This is a genomic window from Aliidiomarina minuta, from assembly GCF_003987145.1.
GTDB classification, from domain to species: domain Bacteria; phylum Pseudomonadota; class Gammaproteobacteria; order Enterobacterales; family Alteromonadaceae; genus Aliidiomarina; species Aliidiomarina minuta.
This window is the reverse complement of record NZ_PIPL01000001.1, coordinates 2,042,466-2,063,164: the sequence shown is the minus strand read 5'-3', so window position 1 is coordinate 2,063,164 and position 20,699 is coordinate 2,042,466. Positions and strand designations below refer to the sequence as shown.

20 protein-coding genes are annotated in these 20,699 nt (G+C 48.3%); 8 read left to right on the top strand and 12 right to left on the bottom strand.

Annotated elements, in window-relative coordinates:
* Positions 1 to 72: 72 nt before the first annotated feature.
* Together CWE09_RS09895 and CWE09_RS09890 are read left to right on the top strand one after the other, a co-directional pair.
* On the top strand, positions 73 to 366 hold the full coding sequence (locus CWE09_RS09895) for a type II toxin-antitoxin system RelE/ParE family toxin (RefSeq protein ID WP_126803798.1): 294 nt from the start codon (positions 73 to 75) through the stop codon (positions 364 to 366).
* Positions 367 to 380: 14 nt separating this feature from the next.
* Positions 381 to 707 carry a HigA family addiction module antitoxin gene (locus CWE09_RS09890; protein ID WP_126803797.1) on the top strand — a complete coding sequence of 109 codons (327 nt, stop codon included), beginning with the start codon at positions 381 to 383 and terminating at the stop codon, positions 705 to 707.
* A gap of 17 nt (positions 708 to 724) precedes the next feature.
* Here the strand turns inward: CWE09_RS09890 and mnmE are convergent, their stop codons facing one another.
* From mnmE to rpmH, 7 genes are all read right to left on the bottom strand, one after another.
* The gene (gene mnmE, locus CWE09_RS09885; protein WP_126803960.1) at positions 725 to 2,107 is read right to left on the bottom strand and encodes a tRNA uridine-5-carboxymethylaminomethyl(34) synthesis GTPase MnmE; all 1,383 of its coding nucleotides are present in this window, start codon (positions 2,105 to 2,107) and stop codon (positions 725 to 727) included.
* Positions 2,108 to 2,200: 93 nt separating this feature from the next.
* The gene (locus CWE09_RS09880; RefSeq protein ID WP_126803796.1) at positions 2,201 to 2,806 is read right to left on the bottom strand and encodes a hypothetical protein; all 606 of its coding nucleotides are present in this window, start codon (positions 2,804 to 2,806) and stop codon (positions 2,201 to 2,203) included.
* 18 nt (positions 2,807 to 2,824) lie between these two features.
* Positions 2,825 to 3,028, bottom strand: coding sequence for a hypothetical protein (locus tag CWE09_RS09875; protein WP_126803795.1), 204 nt, complete (start codon positions 3,026 to 3,028; stop codon positions 2,825 to 2,827).
* A gap of 91 nt (positions 3,029 to 3,119) precedes the next feature.
* The gene (yidC, locus tag CWE09_RS09870; RefSeq protein ID WP_126803794.1) at positions 3,120 to 4,802 is read right to left on the bottom strand and encodes a membrane protein insertase YidC; all 1,683 of its coding nucleotides are present in this window, start codon (positions 4,800 to 4,802) and stop codon (positions 3,120 to 3,122) included.
* Positions 4,803 to 4,804: 2 nt separating this feature from the next.
* Positions 4,805 to 5,083 (bottom strand): membrane protein insertion efficiency factor YidD, encoded by a 279-nt coding sequence (gene yidD / locus CWE09_RS09865; protein ID WP_126803793.1) that lies wholly within the window; start codon positions 5,081 to 5,083, stop codon positions 4,805 to 4,807.
* Positions 5,038 to 5,409 carry a ribonuclease P protein component gene (gene rnpA / locus CWE09_RS09860; RefSeq protein WP_126803792.1) on the bottom strand — a complete coding sequence of 124 codons (372 nt, stop codon included), beginning with the start codon at positions 5,407 to 5,409 and terminating at the stop codon, positions 5,038 to 5,040. The genes yidD and rnpA overlap by 46 nt, the downstream gene beginning before the upstream one ends.
* A 28-nt stretch (positions 5,410 to 5,437) precedes the next feature.
* Positions 5,438 to 5,572, bottom strand: coding sequence for a 50S ribosomal protein L34 (gene rpmH, locus CWE09_RS09855; RefSeq protein WP_082863315.1), 135 nt, complete (start codon positions 5,570 to 5,572; stop codon positions 5,438 to 5,440).
* Positions 5,573 to 5,837: 265 nt separating this feature from the next.
* On the opposite strand from rpmH, the gene dnaA reads away from it, so the two are divergent.
* The 5 genes from dnaA to CWE09_RS09830 all read left to right on the top strand — a co-directional run bounded on the left by dnaA (position 5,838) and on the right by CWE09_RS09830 (position 13,160).
* Positions 5,838 to 7,220 carry a chromosomal replication initiator protein DnaA gene (dnaA, locus tag CWE09_RS09850; protein ID WP_126803791.1) on the top strand — a complete coding sequence of 461 codons (1,383 nt, stop codon included), beginning with the start codon at positions 5,838 to 5,840 and terminating at the stop codon, positions 7,218 to 7,220.
* Between the two features lie 37 nt (positions 7,221 to 7,257).
* A complete protein-coding gene (dnaN, locus tag CWE09_RS09845; protein ID WP_126803790.1) occupies positions 7,258 to 8,358 on the top strand; it encodes a DNA polymerase III subunit beta in 1,101 nt (366 codons plus the stop codon).
* A 14-nt stretch (positions 8,359 to 8,372) separates the two neighbouring features.
* Entirely contained in the window at positions 8,373 to 9,458 is a 1,086-nt protein-coding gene (gene recF / locus CWE09_RS09840; RefSeq protein WP_126803789.1) for a DNA replication/repair protein RecF, read from the top strand.
* A gap of 22 nt (positions 9,459 to 9,480) precedes the next feature.
* Positions 9,481 to 11,895, top strand: coding sequence for a DNA topoisomerase (ATP-hydrolyzing) subunit B (gyrB, locus tag CWE09_RS09835; protein WP_126803788.1), 2,415 nt, complete (start codon positions 9,481 to 9,483; stop codon positions 11,893 to 11,895).
* Positions 11,896 to 12,035: 140 nt separating this feature from the next.
* Positions 12,036 to 13,160 carry an alpha/beta hydrolase gene (locus CWE09_RS09830; protein ID WP_198679700.1) on the top strand — a complete coding sequence of 375 codons (1,125 nt, stop codon included), beginning with the start codon at positions 12,036 to 12,038 and terminating at the stop codon, positions 13,158 to 13,160.
* 35 nt (positions 13,161 to 13,195) lie between these two features.
* On the opposite strand, the gene glyS is transcribed toward CWE09_RS09830, so the two are convergent.
* Together glyS and glyQ are read right to left on the bottom strand one after the other, a co-directional pair.
* Positions 13,196 to 15,262, bottom strand: a complete 2,067-nt coding sequence (glyS, locus tag CWE09_RS09825) for a glycine--tRNA ligase subunit beta (protein WP_126803786.1) — start codon at positions 15,260 to 15,262, stop codon at positions 13,196 to 13,198.
* 14 nt (positions 15,263 to 15,276) lie between these two features.
* On the bottom strand, positions 15,277 to 16,197 hold the full coding sequence (gene glyQ, locus CWE09_RS09820) for a glycine--tRNA ligase subunit alpha (RefSeq protein ID WP_126803785.1): 921 nt from the start codon (positions 16,195 to 16,197) through the stop codon (positions 15,277 to 15,279).
* A 238-nt stretch (positions 16,198 to 16,435) separates the two neighbouring features.
* Between glyQ and CWE09_RS09815 the strand changes: the two genes are divergently transcribed.
* Entirely contained in the window at positions 16,436 to 16,915 is a 480-nt protein-coding gene (locus tag CWE09_RS09815) for a GNAT family N-acetyltransferase (protein WP_126803784.1), read from the top strand.
* Positions 16,916 to 16,918: 3 nt separating this feature from the next.
* Here CWE09_RS09815 and tusA read toward each other — a convergent pair whose 3' ends face one another.
* The 3 genes from tusA to fadB all read right to left on the bottom strand — a co-directional run bounded on the left by tusA (position 16,919) and on the right by fadB (position 20,604).
* A complete protein-coding gene (gene tusA, locus CWE09_RS09810; protein WP_126803783.1) occupies positions 16,919 to 17,161 on the bottom strand; it encodes a sulfurtransferase TusA in 243 nt (80 codons plus the stop codon).
* 119 nt (positions 17,162 to 17,280) lie between these two features.
* Positions 17,281 to 18,444 (bottom strand): acetyl-CoA C-acyltransferase FadA, encoded by a 1,164-nt coding sequence (gene fadA, locus CWE09_RS09805; RefSeq protein ID WP_126803782.1) that lies wholly within the window; start codon positions 18,442 to 18,444, stop codon positions 17,281 to 17,283.
* Positions 18,445 to 18,462: 18 nt separating this feature from the next.
* Entirely contained in the window at positions 18,463 to 20,604 is a 2,142-nt protein-coding gene (gene fadB, locus CWE09_RS09800) for a fatty acid oxidation complex subunit alpha FadB (RefSeq protein ID WP_126803781.1), read from the bottom strand.
* Between the last annotated feature and the right edge of the window lie 95 nt (positions 20,605 to 20,699).

Below are 20,699 nucleotides of genomic sequence, written 5' to 3'. Positions count from 1 at the left end.
GATCTGATTTTCGTCTGATCTTGACGCACAATGTTGTTGTGCATATAATGGTTAAAAAGTATTCAGTCAACTATGGGAATAGAATTTAGGGATACGTGGTTGGAGGCTTTCTATGAGGAAGATGTCGGCCATAAAAAGATACCTAGTACTATTGAAAGGGCGCTTTTCAGAAAGCTCCAGATACTGGACGCTGCAACTCAGGGGGCCGATTTGAGGATTCCGCCTGGTAATAGGTTTGAATTTTTACAGGGGAATCTGTCTGGTTGGTGTTCTATCCGGGTGAACAAGCAGTATCGTCTGATTTTTCGCTGGGAAGATGGATTCGCACTTGAGACATATTTAGACCCGCATGTGTATAAGGGCTAATGGAGGTGAAGGTTATGAGAAATACAAAACGTCGTCCGGTTACGGTTGGAGAAATGCTGATTACTGAATTTTTGCAACCAATGAAGATAGAGATCAGCGAGCTCGCGAATGCTATGGGCGTTCATAGAAATACGCTTAGCCGCATTGTGCATGATAAAGGAGTTCTGACAGCCCCTATGGCGATTAAACTAGCTATCGCTTTGGGTAACACGCCAGAGTTCTGGCTCAATATTCAACATGCGGTGGAAATTTGGGACGTGCGCAATAAAGCCTATGAGCAAGCGGCTGTGAGTGTTAAACAAATAGCTCCTCACGCAGGTCACCAGGCTCTTCCGCTTTAATGTCGATTCTAACTGTTTTATTTGCCGATACAAAAAGAGCCGAAGATTTTTCCGAGCAGGTCGTCACTGGTGAATTCGCCGGTGATTTCGTTCAGGTGCTGCTGCGTTAAGCGCAGTTCTTCGGCCAGTATTTCACCTGCGACATTCATCTCTAGCTGCTCTTTTCCTGATAGTAAGTGCTTACGTGCATTTTCCAGAGCGGTGAGGTGACGGCGCCGGGCCATGAAGCCACCTTCCATGTTATCACTGTAACCCATGGCGTTTTTCAGGTGCTGGCGCAGCAGATCTATGCCTAAACCTGTCTTGGCGGACAGGTGCAGCACAGGCACTTCATTATGTTGTTCTATTTCTGCTGGTTCATTGGTTAAGTCGGCTTTGTTGCGAATCACACTGTAGGGGATGTGGTCCGGTAGCTGGTTAAAAAACTCAGGCCAGATATCGTCAGGGTGGAAGGCCTCGGTTTCTGTGCTGTCGACCATAAAGAGCACACGATCCGCCTGGGCGATTTCGTTCCAGGCGCGTTCTATACCTATCTGTTCAACGGTGTCTGGGCTGTCACGCAGGCCTGCGGTATCAATGACATGCAAAGGCATGCCATCAATCTGTATATGTTCGCGCAGCACATCACGGGTGGTGCCAGCGATTTCGGTAACTATGGCTGATTCACGGCCTGCCAACGCATTGAGCAGACTAGATTTACCTGCATTCGGACGCCCGGCAATGACAACTCGCATGCCTTCACGCAGCAAACTTCCCTGGCGGGCCTGCTTCTCAACGTCCATTAGTGAGCTGATAATATCGTCCAGATCGCCAGCGACTTTGCCGTCGCTTAAGAAGTCGATTTCTTCATCGGGGAAATCGATAGCGGCTTCTACATACATGCGCAGGCGGATAACGGCATCGACCAGTAAGTCGATGCGAAAAGAAAACTCGCCCTGCAGGCTTTGCAAAGCCATGCGTGCAGCCTGTTCGCTGGTGGTGTCTATTAAGTCAGCAATGGCTTCGGCCTGAGCTAAGTCCAGCTTGTCGTTCATAAAAGCCCGTTCGCTGAATTCGCCGGGCCGGGCCGGGCGAATGTCAGGCAGGGTCAGTATTTCACGGATAATCATATCTATGACTACAGGCCCACCATGGCCCTGTAATTCCAGTACATCTTCGCCGGTAAAGGAGTTGGGGCCGGCAAAGAAAAGCGCGATGCCCTGATCCAGAACCTGCCCGTGCTGGTCTTTAAAAGGTGTGTAGTCTGCGTAACGGGGTCTAGGGCAATGACCGAGTAAACGTTCCGCTACCAGGCGTGCCTGAGGACCACTGACGCGCACTATGCCAACGCCACCTTTGCCGGGAGGTGTTGCTTGGGCCACTATGGTGTCATTGGAAAATTCGTCTGCCTGGGTTTGCATGCTGCTCATGTCGCCACCGCGCCTTACACTAAAGATATCTGTCTAAGCATCTATTATCGGTAAATTGGTCGGTGGCGTCTATGCCAGTGGCCGCTAGTTGCGAAAGATATAAAGGTAGCTGATATCATCCTGGCGAAAACTAATCACGCGTTCGTGGGACAGGGATTCGGCATTAATAGTCAGTTGCTGATGCAAACGAGTGGTGTCGACTGGTTGTTGAGGGTCTGTTTGTTGAATCTGTAATTCGCAGAGACTGCTACGACAGCGTACCTCATTGAGTTGCAGACTCTGTAAATGCTCATCCTCGATAAAAAGGTCACGGATGTTATCTTCCTGCTGGTAGCTCCAGTCAGGATCTGCATTTTCGTTTTCAACGCGACGGCGTAGCTGAGTGTGGCTGAGGTCTACAGGTAAGGCTCTGCTACTGACAATGGGACTAACCTGATGATTCTGGTTTGGGAGACTAGTGTCTTCTGAATGATATTGTATCTGATACCCGGTTTGCGGTTGTTGGTTGCCTGCATCCTGCAGACTTTCTACCTGTGTCTGCAATTCCGCAACCTGGTGATTGATGTGGCTCAACATGGCTTGTACTTCTTCGGCCTGTGCCGTATCGCTTTGCTTATTGTGTTCCACATACAATAAGGTTGCCAGTACGGCGATGATAACTAAGTAAAAAGTGTGAGCAAAGCGACGCATAGTGGCTCCTCAGGTTTATTAATGTTTAGTTATATGGCTAAAAATGATGTGGAGTTGCTGTTGTTCAGCCAGGGTCCATTTCGCATCTTGCCATTCCAGTTTGTTCTGGTCCTTGATGGCTTCAATCACCTGCTCTTCTGCGTTCAATGATATGCGGTAAAAACTACTGCGGCACTCCCGACTCACTAAGCTAAATTCAGCCAGCAGACTCTGAGTCTGCATTGGATGTTCCGTGCTCGCCTCAGATATGAATTTAGCATAGCACATAAAAAACCCGGCCAGGGCCGGGTTTCTTATCTACATCAAAAGCTTATCAGGTACTTTCCTTTTTACCTTTAAGGCCTTTTCGCTCAATCTGGCGGTAAATCCATAACATTTGAGCAATGGACACCAGGTTGCTGACTAACCAGTACAGTACCAGACCGGACGGGAAGAAGAGGAAGAATACAGTGAAGAGTATAGGCATCATCTGCATCAGTTTCTTCTGCATAGGGTCGGTCATTGGTGTCGGCTGCAAACGTTGCATCAGCCACATACTGCCACCCATTAATAACGGCAGTATGAAGTAGGGGTCACGACTGGAAAGGTCGGTGATCCACAGGGCAAAATCAGCATGACGGAATTCTGCAGACTCCAGTAGTACCCAGTAAAGGGTCAGGAAGATAGGAAGTTGCAGAATCATAGGCAGACAACCGCCAAGTGGATTTACCTTTTCTTCCTTGTACATCTTCATCATGGCCTGCGACATTTTCTGTCGGTCATCGCCATACTTTTCTTTTAGCTCCTTCATCTTAGGAGCCACCATGCGCATTTTCGCCATGGAGGTGTACTGTGCTTTGGTAAGTGGATAAAGCAGCAGTTTCATGGTCAGGGTAATCATAATAATGACCACACCCCAGTTAGCCACCAGGCTGTAGAAGAAGGACATGAGGGCAAACATCGGTTGTGCCAGCCACCACATGAAGCCGTAATCTACAGTTAAATCCAGGTTGTTGGCGAGTTCAGCCAGTCGTGACTGGTCTTTAGGGCCCAGAAACAGGTTAGCCTCAATGCGTGCTTCGCCCTGAGCTGGTACCTGAACCGTCTCACCTACAAAACCTATCATGGCTTCGTTATGCCGTGTGGCATTGGTATACAGGCGGTTATTTTCCTGTTGGTTTGGCACCCAGGCGGTAACAAAATAATGTTCCAGCATGGCGACCCAGCCGGCCATGGTATTTTCGTTCAGGTTACGGCTTTCGATATTGCTGAAGCTGTACTTGTCGTAACGGGTATCCTGGGTTGAATAAGCCGCACCTCTATAGGTAGGCATAAACATGCTGCCAGAATCACTCACCATGCTCTGTTTTAACTGACCGTATAGCGCCATACGTTTTACTTCATCGGTAGCATTACGGATGTCGTAGCTCACGTTGACCGCATAGTCACCACGGGAAAAAGTATAGGTTTTGATAATTTCGGTGCCATCATCGCGCACATAGGTCAATGGAACACTCAGGGTTTCCTGATTCTCTATGTTAAAAGCACTTTGCGGGGCTGTGAAGACAGGGCGTGAGTCACCGGTGTCGGTACCGTCACGGCCAATCAGGCCACTTTGCGCTATATAAATGTGCCCGGGTTTGCGGTGCATAATGTTAAAGCGTTCCGCTTCGCCCTGGCGTTCGGCAAACTTCAGCAGTTTGGCGTCGACCAGATCACCACCACGCAGATCAATTTCTACGTCCAGCACATCCGTCTGAACCCGGATGATTTCTCCGGAGTCAATATCAGGGCTGGTCGGTAAGCTTTCACCTGAACTCTCAGTTGCGGTCTGGCCTGGAACTGTGCTGCTAGCGGCGCTATCGTCTGCGGCCTCAGGCAATACATAGGTCGGCTCAGGTGCACTGCTGCCATCTACACCAGGTGTGGTGGAGGCATCTCGAATAAGCCATTGCTGGTATAAGAAAAAACTAACTACCAACAGGGCAATAATTAAAATAGAACGTTGCGAACCCATAATTACTTCGTCTCTTGTTGCCTATCTTGCGTTTCCGCTTCAAGTTGCGAGCCAGGCACCGGGTCAAAGCCGCCGGGGTTACCGGGATGACATTTGCCGATGCGCTTAAGAGCTAACCAGCTTCCTTTTACCACGCCGTGCAGGCGAATTGCCTGGATAGCATATTCTGAACAGGTAGGCATAAAGCGGCAGCGTGGCCCTAAAAGAGGGCTTATAATAAGCTGGTACCCGCGAATTAACGCGATTGGTATTGCTTGCAGCGCTTGCTTAACTTTTGCCATAGATAGTTCATCAGATCGTGCAATGCCGGGTTGTCTAAATTGGTGATGCCCGGTTTTGCGATGACGATAATATCAAACCCTGGCAGTTTGTGCTGCTGTAACCGATAAGTTTCACGCATAATTCTTTTTATACGGTTGCGTTGCACTGCCAGACGCGCACGCTTTTTACTGACAGTAATGCCAAGACGTGGGTGTGGGAGAGTGTTCGGTTGTGCAAGCACGGTCACCTGAGCGGTAACAGCTTTAACTGGAGGATTATCAAAAACCAATTGAAAATCAGCGGGAGTTAGCAGACGTAACTCCCGAGGATATGTATTACGAGTCACTCAGAGACCTGAGTATAAAGCACTGAACTTAAGCGCTCAGTACTTTACGGCCTTTAGCGCGGCGACGTGCTAATACCTGACGACCATTTTTGGTAGCCATACGAGCACGGAAACCGTGAGAGCGTTTGCGTTTTAATACGCTAGGTTGAAATGTTCTTTTCATAACAATAGTCCGTACGTCAAAGAGTCTTAAAAAATAGAGGCCGAATTCTACAAAAAGAATGGATCTGTGTCAATAAAAAGTGATCATCAATCGCTGTGGATAACTTTATAAATTGTGGGTAAATGGCTGGCTTGTGAGGCTGTAATTTCGTAGAATGGGCGATTGATCGGAAGCAAAAGTAGAATGCGCTCAGCGCGGTGTTTTTATTATTATAAAGCTGAGCCTGAACCCGTCTTATAAAGCATAAGGAATACAGGAGTGGAGCGTGAGTAAGTCGCTTTGGCAGCAGTGTTCATCTCGTTTACAGAGCGAGTTAAGCATGCAGCACTTTAATACCTGGATCCGCCCTTTGCAGGTGGAGATGCAGAATAATACGCTATTTCTCTATGCGCCGAATACCTACGTAATGGACTGGGTGAAGGATAAGTATCTTGAGCAAATCATTAGTTTCCTGCGAGAGGAAGCGGGTGATGGCCAACCCAATGTAGAGCTCAAGGTCGGTGGGGTCTCTTCAGCAGACCCTGTTGCGGGTAACAGAGCGCGCAAGCCTGCCAATAACTCCAGTACTCCAGCCCGGGCTAAGCACAATGGCCGCACTAAAGAATCGGATCGCCCTATTTCGCTGTTAAGCAGCAATCTGCACAAATCTTATACTTTTGATAACTTTGTCGAGGGTAAATCGAACCAGCTGGCACGAGCGGCTGCACTGCAAGTCGCAGAAAATCCAGGCGGCGCTTATAACCCGCTTTTTATTTATGGCGGAACCGGTTTAGGTAAAACCCATTTATTGCATTCGGTAGGTAACGGTATTGTAGCCCGCAAGCCTGGCGCCAAGGTGTATTACCTGCGTGCCGAACGTTTTGTGCAGGATATGGTGTACGCCATGAAGCACAATAAAATCGATGCCTTTAAGGAAAGTTACCGTTCAGTAGACGCCTTGCTTATTGATGACGTTCAGTTTTTTGCCCGCAAAGAACATTTTCAGGATGAATTTTTCCATACGTTCAATTGGTTACTTGAGGGAAATCAACAGGTTATATTAACGAGCGATGTTTATCCTAAAGAAATCGAAGGGGTTGATGACCGTTTGAAGTCGCGTTTCGGCTGGGGCCTTACTGTAGCGATCGAGCCACCTGAATTGCCAACCCGAGTAGCGATTTTGGAGCGCAAGGCCGAAGAACGCGGTATTCGTTTACCACATGAGGTCGCGTTCTTTATAGCTAAACGTCTGCGGTCGCATGTACGTGAATTAGAAGGCGCTTTGAATCGGGTGGCGGTCAACGTGAGCCTGACTGGCCGGGATATAACTATAGATTTCGTTAAAGAAGCTTTGCGTGACCTTATCGCAGCGCAGGAAAAGCTGGTTACTATCGATAATATTCAGCGCACGGTTGCGGAATACTACAATATTAAAGTGTCTGATTTAACGTCAAAGCGTCGTAGCCGTTCAATTGCGAGGCCAAGGCAACTGGCGATGGCGCTGGCAAAAGAACTGACCAGCCACAGTCTGCCGGAGATCGGTGATGCTTTTGGTGGTCGCGACCACACCACCGTTTTGCATGCCTGTCGTAAAATTAAAGAATTGATAGAATCTGAACATGAAATTCAGGAAGACCACCGGAACTTGAACCGTACCCTGTCGGTGTAATACGGCGTAGCGGATAACAGTAAGGGAGCAATAACGAATGAACTTCACAATAACAAGAGATGCGTTATTAAAGCCGCTACAGGTTGTAAGTGGTGCGGTTGAACGACGCCATACTTTACCTATTTTAGCCAATGTATTAATTCGGGTCAGCGAAGAAGAGTTGCGCTTAACTGGCACTGACCTAGAGGTCGAACTTGTGTCCGTGGTGGCTTTGGACGGCGCCGTTGCCGGTGAAGTGACAGTGCCTGCTAAAAAATTACTGGATATTGTTCGTAGTTTGCCAGAAGGCAATGATGTGAAAGTCGAAGCCAGTGGCGATAAAGTGATAGTTCGCTCAGGGCGTAGTAAGTTTACCCTGAGTAGCCTGCCGAGCACGGAATTCCCGGATATTGACGAATGGGAAGCCGAAGTCAGTTTTGAGATTGGTCGCGGAGAGTTGCGTCATTTGATGGACCGCACCCATTTTTCGATGGCTAATCAGGATGTGCGTTATTACCTGAATGGTATGTTATTCGAGGTTAACGACAATCAGTTGCGCACAGTGGCAACTGATGGGCACCGGCTTGCTATGGCTGGCATTCAACTTGAACAGAGCGGTTTGCCACAACGCCAGGTGATAGTGCCACGTAAAGGTGTCTCGGAACTAATGCGCCTGCTTGAGCAGGACGATACCCTTATCCAGGTTGCTATTGGCCAGAACCATATTCGTATCGTGAATGAAGGCATGAGCTTTACCAGTAAATTACTGGATGGCCGTTTTCCTGATTATCGCCGGGTATTGCCGCAGGGCGGCGATAAAACGGTTATCGCTGATCGAGAATTATTGCGCAGTGCCTGTGCTCGTGCGTCGATTCTGTCTAATGAGAAGTTTCGCGGCGTACGTATGAACGTGAGCAACGGCGAAGTCGCGCTGACGGCCAATAACCCTGAGCAGGAACAGGCAGAAGAGAGTATTGAAGTAGAGTACCAGGGCGAAGCGCTGGAAATCGGATTTAACGTGACTTATGTATTGGATGTTTTGAATTCCATACATGGCGAGTCGGTTAAATTTACATTAATAGATGCAAATAGTAGTGCACTGGTTGAGGACGCCGCGGATGATTCCGCACTGTATGTTGTCATGCCAATGCGCCTCTAAGGCGAAAACGTTGAATGCGGTTTGAACGCCTGAATATCGAGCATTTTAGAAATTTCAGTGGTGCTCAGCTCGAAATGGCACCTCAAGTGAATATTATTTGTGGGCCCAATGGGAGTGGCAAAACCAGTTTCCTGGAGGCTGTTTATTGTTTAGGTTTTGGTCGTTCGTTCAGAACCCATCAAATACGGCAGCTGGTCAAGGATGAGCAGGACGCTTTCACGCTGTTTGCTCAACTGCAAAGTGATAGCGATGAACCTGAGACGCATAAAATAGGTTACCGTCGTTTTCGAAATGGTGATACTCAGATAAAAGTTGATGGGGATAAAGCAGCAAAGTTTGCCAGTTTGGCTCGATTGGTGCCGGTTCAGCTTATTACCCCAGAAAGCGTTGAACTCATAACGGGTGGGCCAAAACTTAGGCGTCAGTTTATGGATTGGGGATTGTTCCACGTGGAACAGTCTTTTCATTCGGCCTGGTCTGGTTATGTTCGTTTGCTGAAGCAGCGTAATAGCTTATTGCGTCAGGGGCAGTATGAAAAACAGGGTGGCGCTTACTGGGACGAACAGCTGGCGGCATCTGGAGAGTTAGTCGCTGCATTCAGACAGTCTTATGTGGAAGGTTTGAACGCGCTATTAAACGAGTATTGCCATAGATTTTTACCGCAGTATGATTTTAAATTTAAACTTAACCATGGTTGGTTAAGAGAAGAACACAGTCTGCAGCAAGCACTACAGCAACGATTAGAACAGGACAAAAAACAGCTCTTTACCGGAGTGGGTCCGCATAAAGCTGAGTGGCAGATAAAGGCAGACGGTGTGGACGCCAGGGAGCGTTTATCCAGAGGCCAGTTGAAATTATTGGTTTCGGCCCTTCGTTTAGTACAGGGTCGCGACTATCAGAGTCATCGGGGGCAGGCTTGCGTCTTTTTAGTGGACGACCTTCCCGCGGAGTTGGACGAATTTAATCAAAGAGAGTTGTGTAACGCGTTAATAGATAGTGGAAGCCAGGTTTTTATAACGGCTATAGATGAGAAAAAAATCACGCCACACTTTAGCGATACCGATAATCGATTGTTCCACGTGGAACATGGAACAATTTAAGACACGAGTGGGAATATAAATTATGTCCGAGAACAACTACGATCAGTCGAGTATTAAAGTCCTGAAAGGCCTGGACGCGGTACGTAAGCGCCCTGGCATGTATATTGGGGACACTGATGATGGCACTGGCCTTCATCATATGGTTTTTGAGGTCGTAGATAATTCTATCGACGAAGCGCTCGCAGGTCACTGTAATGAAATATATGTAACTATGCATGCGGATGGCTCGGTTTCCGTCAGTGATGACGGCCGAGGTATTCCTGTAGAAATGCACGAAGAAGGTGTTTCCGCAGCCGAAGTTATTATGACCGTATTGCACGCCGGTGGTAAATTTGACGATAACTCCTACAAAGTTTCCGGGGGCTTGCACGGTGTAGGCGTTTCTGTAGTTAATGCGTTATCTGAGAAATTGCAGCTAACCATCCAGCGAGGCGGAAAAGTCTGGCGTCAGGTCTATAAGCATGGAGTACCAGCCACGCCGATCGAGTCTTTGGAAGATACTGATAAAACCGGTACGGAAATTCGCTTCTGGCCTAGTGATGAAACCTTTACCAATACTGAATTCCATTATGACATCCTGGCTAAGCGGGTACGTGAGCTCTCTTTTCTGAATTCAGGGGTTTCTATTCACCTGATAGACGAAGGCAGTGACCGTAAAGACCACTTTAAGTACGATGGCGGTATTGCGGCTTTTGTGGAATACCTGAATAACAAGAAAACTCCTATTCATCCTAAAGTATTTCAGTTTTCTCATGAACGTGAAGACGGTATATCGGTGGAAGTGGGCTTGCAGTGGAATGACTCGTTTCAGGAACACATTTACTGCTTCACAAATACGATTCCGCAAAAAGATGGTGGAACCCATATGGCCGGTTTCCGCGCATCTTTAACGCGTACTCTGAATAACTATATGGATGCTGAAGGTTATAGTAAGAAAGCCAAAACCAATGCTTCAGGCGATGACGCTCGGGAAGGTTTAACCGCAGTTATTTCCGTCAAAGTTCCTGATCCTAAATTTTCTTCCCAGACTAAAGAAAAACTGGTTTCTTCGGAAGTGAAAGGCGCTGTCGAACAGGCAATGAATGAACACCTGTCTGCTTTCTTATTAGAGAATCCAACAGATGCCAAGGTGGTCGTACAAAAAATTATTGATGCAGCCCGGGCCCGTGAAGCGGCGCGTAAAGCACGCGATATGACTCGCCGTAAAGGCGCATTAGATTTGGCTGGCCTACCAGGCAAGCTGGCGGATTGTCAGGAAAAAGATCCGGCATTATCTGAACTCTACATTGTGGAGGGCGACTCGGCGGGTGGTTCTGCTAAACAGGGGCGTAATCGTAAAAATCAGGCAATTTTGCCGCTTAAGGGTAAAATTCTTAACGTGGAAAAAGCTCGTTTCGATAAGATGCTGTCCTCGCAAGAAGTCGCTACACTGATTACAGCCATGGGTTGTGGTATTGGCCGGGACGAATACAATCCGGATAAAACCCGTTATCACCGCATTATTATCATGACCGATGCGGACGTCGATGGTTCTCACATCCGTACCTTGTTACTGACGTTCTTTTATCGTCAAATGCCGGAAATTATCGAGCGTGGCTATATCTATATTGCACAACCACCACTTTATAAAGTAAAAAAAGGCAAACAGGAAACCTACATTAAAGACGAACCAGGCCTGATCAAATACTTAAGCAGTTTGGCTCTGGAAAAAGCATCGTTGCATGTAACCGCAGACGCACCGGGCATTACCGGCGTGCATCTGGAGAAAATGGTGAATGACTACCAGTTTGCCATAGAGACCATTAAGCGATTGAGTCGACGCCTGCCGTTACATATGCTGAACCGGATGGTGTATGCGAATAAGTTAACGCCTGAGTTGGTGAAAGATAAGTCGGTGGTAGAAAAGTGGGCTGCAGACTTTGAAGCTGATTTGATGGAAACGGAAAAAGACTCTGCCACCTATCATGTATTGATACATGAAGACGAAGAGCGTGGAGTTTTTCTGCCGTTAGTTCGCCTGCGCCGTCATGGCATAGATACGGACTTCCCGATTAATTACGAGTTCCTGGTTTCGCGTGACTACGACAAGTTGACCGCGATTGGTGGCGAAATTAACGGCCTTATTGAAGATGGCGGTTATGTTCAGCGTGGCGACAAAGTACAGGATGTTGATGACTTTGTGGAAGCCGTGGAGTGGTTAATCAGTGAGTCTAAACGTGGCTTGTATGTTCAGCGTTATAAAGGTCTGGGTGAGATGAATCCGGACCAGTTATGGGAAACCACTATGGATCCCGATAACCGTCGCATGACTCAGGTACGCATTGAGGATGCGATTGGTGCTGATCAGTTGTTCTCAACCCTGATGGGAGACCATGTAGAACCGCGTCGCGCCTTTATTGAAAGCAACGCACTTAAGGTGGCTAACCTGGACGTCTAGCGTGATTGTTTAATGAAAAAAGCGGGAGCCGGCCTAAAGCCTGTTCCCGCTTTTTTGTACCCGGTATTTGTACCTGGTAATGCTTACCTTTCTTATAGAATTCCTTTATTCTTAATATCTTACTTAACTGCAGATAATGAGTGATAACAATAATGATATTACCTTTACGCCTGATAAAAGCATCCGTAGTTTTGCTTCTTGTTATTTTGATAAGCGGTTGTGCCAGTATCATCGGACGCCAGGCTCTGGACCCTCCAATGTTAGATCTGGATGTCATTCCAGAACAAAGTTGGACTGATTTAAATTACCATCATGATCTTATATGCCCGGAATTAAGCAATGCCCGGACTGGCTGTATGGCTTTTATGTCTGCAGCTGCTTACGACAATCAAAGTAGAGCTCAATGGGCTTCAGTTGTTAAAGAGTGGGAAGAGGCTGGGCTGCCTATAGCTACCGAAGCCATGGAAGTTAAAATGAGAACCTGGCCTCAGGCTGAAAAGACGGCCCAGGACCGAACGCGTCGTATTGCCATGGAGTATCGTGTCGAACTGGAAACCGTGCGTGGCCTGGATGAGGTTAACCTGTTACTGGATGGCGATGTCCCGGCGAAGAAGGGCACTTATATTTTGATGCACGGCTTTCGTACTAATAAGAAGTCTTTATTCTTTATTGCCGAAAGCATACGGTTTTCCGGTTTTGATGTAGTTCTTGTTGACCTTTATGGTCATGGTGATTCACAAGGTGAATTTTCTTTTAGCGGCAAACCGGATGCTGAACTCATTAGCAACTTAATAGACAATCTGGACAATCCGGGACCTGTGCATCTTGCTGGTATGTCTATGGGTGGCACTACTGGGGTGCATGTGGCACGTAAAAACGACCAGGTGCAAAGCTTACTACTACTGGCACCTATGCTGGCATTTGAAGATGCCTTTGTGGATGCGGGGCGCGCTTACAGTCGGGCGGCTCATTGGGTAACGCAGGGAGCTTTAAAACGGGGTGCTAACTACGCATTAAATGAAGCGGGCACACCTAAAGAGGATACGGCAGTTGTTCAGCATGTCGCTGAGTTAGATATTCCAGTACTGATTATGGGATCAAAAAACGACGCGGTATCTCCGTTTGCTAAATTACGTCAGTTGGAAGCGGGCAAAGTTGAGTTTCATGCGGTTCAGCCGCGTTCACACCATGCAATGATTTTGTGGTCAACAGATGACTATGGTACCTGGCGCTTTTGGCTGGAAAGAATACAAAAAGGGTCTTAAAGACCCTTTTTGTTGTTGCTGTTTACTCAAGTAATTTACTGAAGTAAAGAGATGTCAGCGATATTCAGAAACTGTTCGCGTAGCTGCTTTAACAAGGCAAGTCGGTTCTCGCGAACGGCTTTATCGTCATCGTTTACCATCACCTTATCAAAGAACTCATCGACATCAGCACGAAGGCCAGCCAGAAGGGCCAGTGCTTTATCGTAGTCGCCATTCTCGGTTGCTACATGGACTTCGTTTGTTACGTCGCTTAGCGTCTTATACAGAGCTTTCTCCGCGTCCTCCTTCAGTAACTCTGGGTCTACCTGCGAGGCAATGTTATCCGCTTTAGCTAAAATATTACCAACACGTTTATTGGCTGCAGCCAGGGCAATGGCTTCATCGCGCTGACGGAAGCGACTCACGGCCTGTACTCTGTTATCAAAATCGTAAGCTACCGTTGGGCGGCGTGCCAACACGGCTTGCACCACGTCCACTTCTACGCCTTGTTCCTGATATAAGGCACGAAAGCGGCCTAATAGAAAATCTACAATCTGTTCTACCAGGTTATCAGTTGCTTTGATTTTATCGCCGTAACCGTGAATGGCTTTCTCTACCAGGGTGGTGAGATCTAATGGCAGTTTTTTCTCAACCAGAATCCGGAGCATTCCTATTGCTGCACGTCGCAGTGCGAAGGGGTCGCGGTCACCTTTCGGGGTTTGACCTATACCAAAAATTCCGGCCAGGGTGTCAAGTTTGTCGGCCAGCGCAACAGCACAACCCACTGTACTTTGTGGCAGACTATCGCCAGCAAAACGAGGGTGGTAATGAGCTTCTATCGCTTCAGCAACTAATTCAGACTCCCCATTTAAGCGCGCATAGTGCATGCCCATCACGCCCTGAACTTCGGGGAATTCCATGACCATATCGGTTACCAGGTCTGCTTTCGACAACAGACCAGCCCGGGTGGCTGCATTTACGTCATCGTTTAATTCAGACGCAATAGCGCCGGCAAGAAGGGAAAGGCGTTCGGCTTTGTCGCCTAAGGTCCCAAGTTGCTTCTGAAAAAGAATAGAATGCAGTTTTTCGACGCGTTGGTGCAGCGGCTTTTTCTGGTCTGTAGTAAAGAAAAACTCTGCATCAGCAAGCCTTGGCCGTACAACTTTCTGATTGCCCTGAATAACCTGCTCAGGATCTTTACTTTCGATATTACTGATAAAGATGAAGCGCGGTAGCAGTTCTCCTTTATCGGTTTGCAATGGAAAATAACGCTGATCATCCTTCATGGTGTAGATAAGGGCTTCTTTGGGTACCTGCAGAAAGGAGTCGTCAAAACTGGCAACATGAGCAACTGGCCATTCTACCAGAGCGGTTACTTCGTCAAGTAAGTCCTCGTCCATTATTGGTGATGCACCTTCCTGCTCGGCTAGTTCCTCAATTTGCTCCCGGATAGTCGCTTTTCGTTGCTCAAAGTCAACCAACACGTGGGCTTCTGCCATCTGTTCAATGTAGCTGGAGGCTGATTTTATAGCGACGAGTTCAGGATGGTGGAATCGGTGACCGGTCACCTTATTACTGCTCGAGATGCCCATGATACTGCCTTCTACCACTTGGCCAGCATAAAGAATAGTTAGCTGGTGAACGGGCCGGATAAAGCTATGATTGCTATTACCCCAGCGCATGGGCCGGGCTATCGGTAATTGTTTAATAGCCTTTTCAATCATCTCTGGCAGCAAAGAGGTCACTGGCTTTCCTTTTTCCAGAGCCTTATGTAGTAACCATTCGCCTTTATCTGTTTTCAGCCGGCCAGCTTCTTCGATGCTGATGCCATTACCGCGAGCCCAACCAAGTGCGGCTTTAGTTGGCATGCCTTGCTCGTCGAAAGCAACCTGTACAGCGGGGCCTCTTTTTTCAACTTCTTTATCGCTTTGTTCTGCCTGAAGGTTTTCAACAATCACGGCCAGCCGCCTCGGGCTGTTAAGCCCCTTAACCGAAGTGAATGCTAACTCACTTTCTTTGAGCTGGCTTTCAATGCTGGCACTGAAGCTGGTGCTCAAGGTGGATAATGACTTAGGCGGCAACTCTTCAGTGCCAAGTTCAATAAGTAAATCGTGCGTATTCATAGTCCCTGATTTCCTTATGCTGTTTCGTCAGTTGTGGCGCTGGCTGCCAGCGGAAAGCCAAGGGCTTCACGAGCTGCAAAATAGGATTCTGCGCAGGCTTTGGCCATGCTGCGTACACGTAATATGTAACGTTGCCGCTCAGTGACTGAAATCGCGTGACGGGCGTCCAATAAATTAAAGGCATGAGATGCGCGCATTACCTGCTCATAAGCTGGGAGGGGCAGATTGTGTTCTATCAGCAGATTGCATTCTTTTTCACAGGCATCAAAGCGGGCAAAAAGCACGTCGACGTCGGCATATTCGAAGTTATAGGTGGATTGTTCCACTTCATTCTGATGAAAGACATCGCCGTACAGAATTTTGCCACGAGGCCCGTCTGTCCAGACTAAATCATAAATGCTGTCGACGCCCTGAATGTACATAGCGAGGCGCTCAAGACCATAAGTGATTTCTCCGGCTACGGGCCGGCATTCGAGGCCGCCGACTTGCTGGAAATAAGTGAACTGAGTGACTTCCATGCCGTTAAGCCAGACTTCCCAGCCAAGACCCCAGGCACCTAGCGTGGGCGACTCCCAGTTGTCTTCAACAAAACGTATATCATGTACCAAAGGGTCAAACCCAAGCATGCGCAGCGAGTCCAGATAGAGCTCCTGAATATTCGAAGGCGAGGGCTTGAGCAGCACCTGGAACTGATAGTAGTGTTGCAGTCGGTTAGGGTTCTCGCCATAACGACCATCTGTGGGGCGGCGACACGGCTGCACATAAGCAAAATTTGCCGGTTCTGGCCCGATGGAGCGCAGAAACGTCTGAGGGTGAAAAGTGCCCGCGCCCACTTCCATATCAAGGGGCTGCACAATGGCACAGCCTTGTTGCGCCCAGTAATCCTGCAGGGCCAGAATTAAACCCTGAAAAGTTTTAACGTCAAATTTATCCATAAGGTACCCAACTCGTTTGCGTGCTCAGTTCGCCAGCGGCAAATATGACCCGATTATAGCCTGATATTGCCCGTCTTTTACAGGGCTCAGGGCTTGCCGTTAAAGCTTTTCGCCTGTTTTGCGAAGAATCGGGCCGATTCAACCCGGGCCTTTCGTTGTTTTCATGCCATAGCCAGTGCCATAATAAAATGCTCACTGCCTAAAGGCACGCTTTACGATTACAGGGGAGTTACAGGAAATGTTACGAATAGAAATGGTTGATTATAAAAATCCGGAGCAGGCCAGGGCCCTGATTGAGCTTCTGGATGCATACTCTCGTGATCCTATGGGCGGCGGTTCGCCATTGCCCGAACGAACCCGGGCTACGCTAATCGAGAAAATGCTGGCGCAGCCGGGGGTCTACAGCTTTATAGCTTATCTGGATGATAAACCCGTCGGGCTGGCAAACTGTGTGGAAGGTTTTTCCACCTTTGCAGCCCAACCCTTATGTAATATCCACGATGTTGCAGTGCTTAAAGAGTACCGTGGCGAAGGAATAGCTCAGGCTTTAATGCAGCAAGTAGCGGAGAAGGCGCGTGAAAGAGACTGCTGTAAAGTAACGCTTGAGGTGCTGACCGGCAATGACAGGGCCCGGCATGCGTATCGTCGCTTTGGTTTTAAGCCTTATCAGCTTGATCCTCAATTGGGGGCTGCTGAATTTTGGGAACTAAAACTCTAGCCCTTACAGGCCTTTTTGTATCAGGTATTGATAAGGCGCTTCTTCGGTTTGAGCGTTTAATAATTGATGCTCCATAAACCGGCAGAAGGCTGGTATGTCGCGGGTGGTTGCGGGGTCGTCGGCAAGTACCAGTAAGGTGTCGCCTTCGGCCATTTGCCGAATCTGGCCTCGAATCAGCATCACTGGTTCAGGGCAGCGCAGGCCGATAGTATCAAGCTGGCGCGTGGCATTGGAAAAAGGTGACATACACACATCCATATTTAAGGGTTGCGAAAGTCTAAGCATACAAAAAAATAAAAGGCAGGTCAGCGAAAATCGCTGCCTGCCTTTTGCGTTATATTGCGGGGTTAATCAATACCAGCGCTTTAAATACGCTCGTATACAGTCGCAATGCCCTGACCTAAACCAATACACATGGTAGCTAAACCTAAAGTCACATCTTTACGTTCCATCAGGTTAATCAGTGTGGTTGATATACGCGCACCGGAACAACCCAGTGGATGACCCAGTGCAATTGCACCCCCGTTAAGGTTAATACGGTCGTCCATGGAGTCCATGATATTCAGGCCTTTCATGACCGACAAGGCCTGCGCAGCAAAAGCTTCATTCAGCTCAAACAGCTCAATATCTTTAATGCTCAGACCCGCACGTTGCAGCGCTTTCTCAGTCGCTGGAACAGGACCATAACCCATGATAGAAGGATCGCAACCAGCCACAGCCATAGAGCGAATGCGAACTCTTGGTTTAAGGCCCAGCTCTTTGGCTTTGTCAGCTGACATGATCAGCGTAGCTGCTGCACCGTCAGAGATGGCAGAGGACGTACCTGCGGTCACAGTACCATTTGCCGGATCAAATACCGGGCGTAACTGCGCCAGGCCTTCCAGCGAGGTTTCAGGGCGTATCACTTCATCATGCTTAAAGCGTTTTAAAGCGCCGTCTGCATCATGACCGTTAACGGCCAGAATCTCGTTATCAAAGGCTCCGCTTTCAGTAGCTTGCTGGGCCAGCTGGTGAGAACGCACACCAAACTGATCCTGCTGCTCACGGGTGATACCGAATTTTTTACCTAACAGCTCAGCGGTCATGCCCATAGAACCTGACGCTTTAGCGACTGATTTATTCATGCCTGGGTGGAAATCCACGCCATGCATCATAGGCACATGACCCATATGCTCAACACCACCAGCCAGGTAAATATCACCATGACCGGTCTGAATAGCGCGAGTGGCGTCGTGAATAGCTTGCATGGAAGAACCACACAAACGGTTCACAGTAACACCAGGAATGCTGTGAGGCAGCCCTGCTACCAGCGACGCGTTACGCGCGATGTTGAAACCCTGCTCCAGAGTCTGTTGCACACAGCCCCAGTAAATGTCTTCAATCTGGTTTGCGTCCACATCCGGGTTCCGCGCGAGCAGGCCTTTCATCAGCTCAGCTGATAAGTCCTCAGCCCGCACGTTACGAAAAGCACCGCCTTTCGAACGACCCATAGGGGTGCGGATACAATCTACAATGACTACGTCTTTCATAATCTTCTCCGTTCGAAATTAGCTTTTAAAGTAAGACTCACCAGCTTCCGCTTTAGCGCGCAGGCCATCAGTAACCTGATAAATTTCACCTAAGTGAGCGTACTTATCAGCTAATTCTACAAATTTCTTCAACCCTAAGGTTTCCAGGTAACGGAATGCACCACCACGGAATGGAGGGAAACCAATACCATAGAGCAGGGCAATGTCGGCTTCTTCGGCGCTACCAATAATGCCGTCTTCATAACAACGCACTATTTCGTTGACCATAGGAACCATACAGCGGGCGATAATCTCGTCAGCGTCCGCTTCTTTATCTTTCTTGCCGATAATGTCGTAAACGTCATCGTTGACTACTTTCTGAGGACGGCCACGTTTGTCAGTGCTGTACTCGTAAAAGCCTTTACCATTCTTCTGGCCATAACGCTCAGCCGCTGCAAGCTGCGCAATAGCGCCATTTTCGTCACGCGGCATGCGGCTTGGGAAGCCTTCAGCCATTACATGAGTGGCATGGTCTGAGGTGTCGATACCCACGACATCGCTAAGATACGCTGGGCCCATAGGCCAGCCGAACTGCTTTTCCATGACTTTATCTATTTGCGGGAAGTTCACGCCATCGTCAAGCAGCTTGCTGAAGCCTGCGAAGTATGGGAACAGCACCCGGTTCACTAAAAAGCCTGGGCAGTCGTTTACAACGATAGGGGTTTTACCCATTTTCAGCGCGTAAGCAACCACTGCCGCAACGGTTTCATCCGATGTGTGTTTGCCCCGTATTACTTCTACCAGTGGCATTTTATGCACCGGGTTAAAAAAGTGCATGCCACAGAAGCGACTCGGATCTTTCAGGTTCTCTGCCAGGCGGTCAATTGAAATCGTTGACGTGTTAGAAGTAATAATAGCGTCTTTAGCCACTACGCCTTCTATTTCGGCCAGCACGGCACCTTTTACTTTCGGGTTTTCCACCACAGCTTCAACAATGATATCTACATTTTCCAGTTCGTTGTTGTGCAGGGTAGGTACTATGTTATTCAGGGTTTCGGCTACTTTCGCTGGTTTTACTTTACCGCGTTCAACACCTTTACCTAAAATTTTCGCTGCTTCATTGAGGCCTAAATCGAGGGCATCCTGTTTGATGTCTTTCATCACTACAGGAACGCCTTTAACAGCCGACTGGTAGGCGATGCCACCACCCATAATGCCGGCGCCGAGAACACCGGCACGCTTAATTTCTTTAGTTGCACTTTTTGCTGATTTTTTGCTCTTACCTTTAACCATCTGGTCGGCAAGGAAGATCCCAACCATGGCACGGCAGGCGTCTGTCTGAGTGAGCTTAACAAAAAGCTCATTCTCAATATTCAGTGCTTCATTACGGGCTTCGCCAGCGCCACGTTCAACCACTTCAACAGCCGCATGGGGAGCCGGGTAATGTTTGCCAGCCTTCGCTGCGACAAGGCCTTTAGCGGTGCTAAAGGTCATCAGGCGTTCGGTGTCATTGGCCTTCAACGGCTCTAGCTTAGGCTGCCGTTTGCTCTTCCAGTCCAGCTCACCGGCAATAGCATCTTTAAGCATGCTCAGCGCGGCTGCTTTAAGCTTATCGCCTGCCACTATGGCATCAACAAGACCCAGACTAAGTGCCTTTTCAGGTTTGTGATTGGCGCCAGTCGTGATAGCTTCCAGTGCGTTGTCAGGGCCGATAACCCGTGGTAGACGAACGGTGCCGCCAAATCCAGGTATAAGGCCTAACTTAACTTCCGGCAGACCTATCATCGCGGTTTCATCAACCACTCGGTAATCACAGGAAAGTATGGCTTCGCAGCCACCGCCCAGTGCAAAACCAGATACGGCGGCTACACTTGGAACCTGAAGGTCTTCCATCTTGTCGAAGACGCGAGAGGCCTTGTGTACCCAGGTCCTGGTTTTATCAAGATCGGAGAAGAGCGTCAGGAATTCGGTAATATCAGCGCCTACGATAAACGTAGATTTGCTACTGGTCATGATAACGCCTTTAAGCTCTTTATTCTGGCTTAAGGCATCCAGTGCTTCACTGAACTGATTAAGAGTTTTCTCGTCAAACTTGTTGACGGAGCCGGGTGCGTCGAACTGAAGCTCGGCAATGCCTTCTTCAATAAAATCGACATGCAGGTTTTCACCTTGGTAGATCATCTTGGGTCTCCCATGTATTACGGCGGTGCCGTAAAGACTTTACTACAAACTTTGGTGCTTTAAGTATGGAACAAAAATGTGGCACTAATCATCCC

What these genes read in the sequence shown, in the direction of transcription:
- fadA (WP_126803782.1), bottom strand. Translation starts at nt 18,444, where the DNA reads ATGAAAGACGTAGTCATTGTAGATTGTATCCGCACCCCTATGGGTCGT.
- CWE09_RS09895 (WP_126803798.1), top strand. Translation starts at nt 73, where the DNA reads ATGGGAATAGAATTTAGGGATACGTGGTTGGAGGCTTTCTATGAGGAA.
- tusA (WP_126803783.1), bottom strand. Translation starts at nt 17,161, where the DNA reads ATGTCACCTTTTTCCAATGCCACGCGCCAGCTTGATACTATCGGCCTG.
- gyrB (WP_126803788.1), top strand. Translation starts at nt 9,481, where the DNA reads ATGTCCGAGAACAACTACGATCAGTCGAGTATTAAAGTCCTGAAAGGC.
- fadB (WP_126803781.1), bottom strand. Translation starts at nt 20,604, where the DNA reads ATGATCTACCAAGGTGAAAACCTGCATGTCGATTTTATTGAAGAAGGC.
- CWE09_RS09875 (WP_126803795.1), bottom strand. Translation starts at nt 3,028, where the DNA reads ATGCAGACTCAGAGTCTGCTGGCTGAATTTAGCTTAGTGAGTCGGGAG.
- mnmE (WP_126803960.1), bottom strand. Translation starts at nt 2,107, where the DNA reads ATGCAAACCCAGGCAGACGAATTTTCCAATGACACCATAGTGGCCCAA.
- CWE09_RS09890 (WP_126803797.1), top strand. Translation starts at nt 381, where the DNA reads ATGAGAAATACAAAACGTCGTCCGGTTACGGTTGGAGAAATGCTGATT.
- yidC (WP_126803794.1), bottom strand. Translation starts at nt 4,802, where the DNA reads ATGGGTTCGCAACGTTCTATTTTAATTATTGCCCTGTTGGTAGTTAGT.
- glyQ (WP_126803785.1), bottom strand. Translation starts at nt 16,197, where the DNA reads ATGGATAAATTTGACGTTAAAACTTTTCAGGGTTTAATTCTGGCCCTG.
- yidD (WP_126803793.1), bottom strand. Translation starts at nt 5,083, where the DNA reads ATGGCAAAAGTTAAGCAAGCGCTGCAAGCAATACCAATCGCGTTAATT.
- glyS (WP_126803786.1), bottom strand. Translation starts at nt 15,262, where the DNA reads ATGAATACGCACGATTTACTTATTGAACTTGGCACTGAAGAGTTGCCG.
- CWE09_RS09815 (WP_126803784.1), top strand. Translation starts at nt 16,436, where the DNA reads ATGTTACGAATAGAAATGGTTGATTATAAAAATCCGGAGCAGGCCAGG.
- recF (WP_126803789.1), top strand. Translation starts at nt 8,373, where the DNA reads ATGCGGTTTGAACGCCTGAATATCGAGCATTTTAGAAATTTCAGTGGT.
- dnaN (WP_126803790.1), top strand. Translation starts at nt 7,258, where the DNA reads ATGAACTTCACAATAACAAGAGATGCGTTATTAAAGCCGCTACAGGTT.
- CWE09_RS09880 (WP_126803796.1), bottom strand. Translation starts at nt 2,806, where the DNA reads ATGCGTCGCTTTGCTCACACTTTTTACTTAGTTATCATCGCCGTACTG.
- rpmH (WP_082863315.1), bottom strand. Translation starts at nt 5,572, where the DNA reads ATGAAAAGAACATTTCAACCTAGCGTATTAAAACGCAAACGCTCTCAC.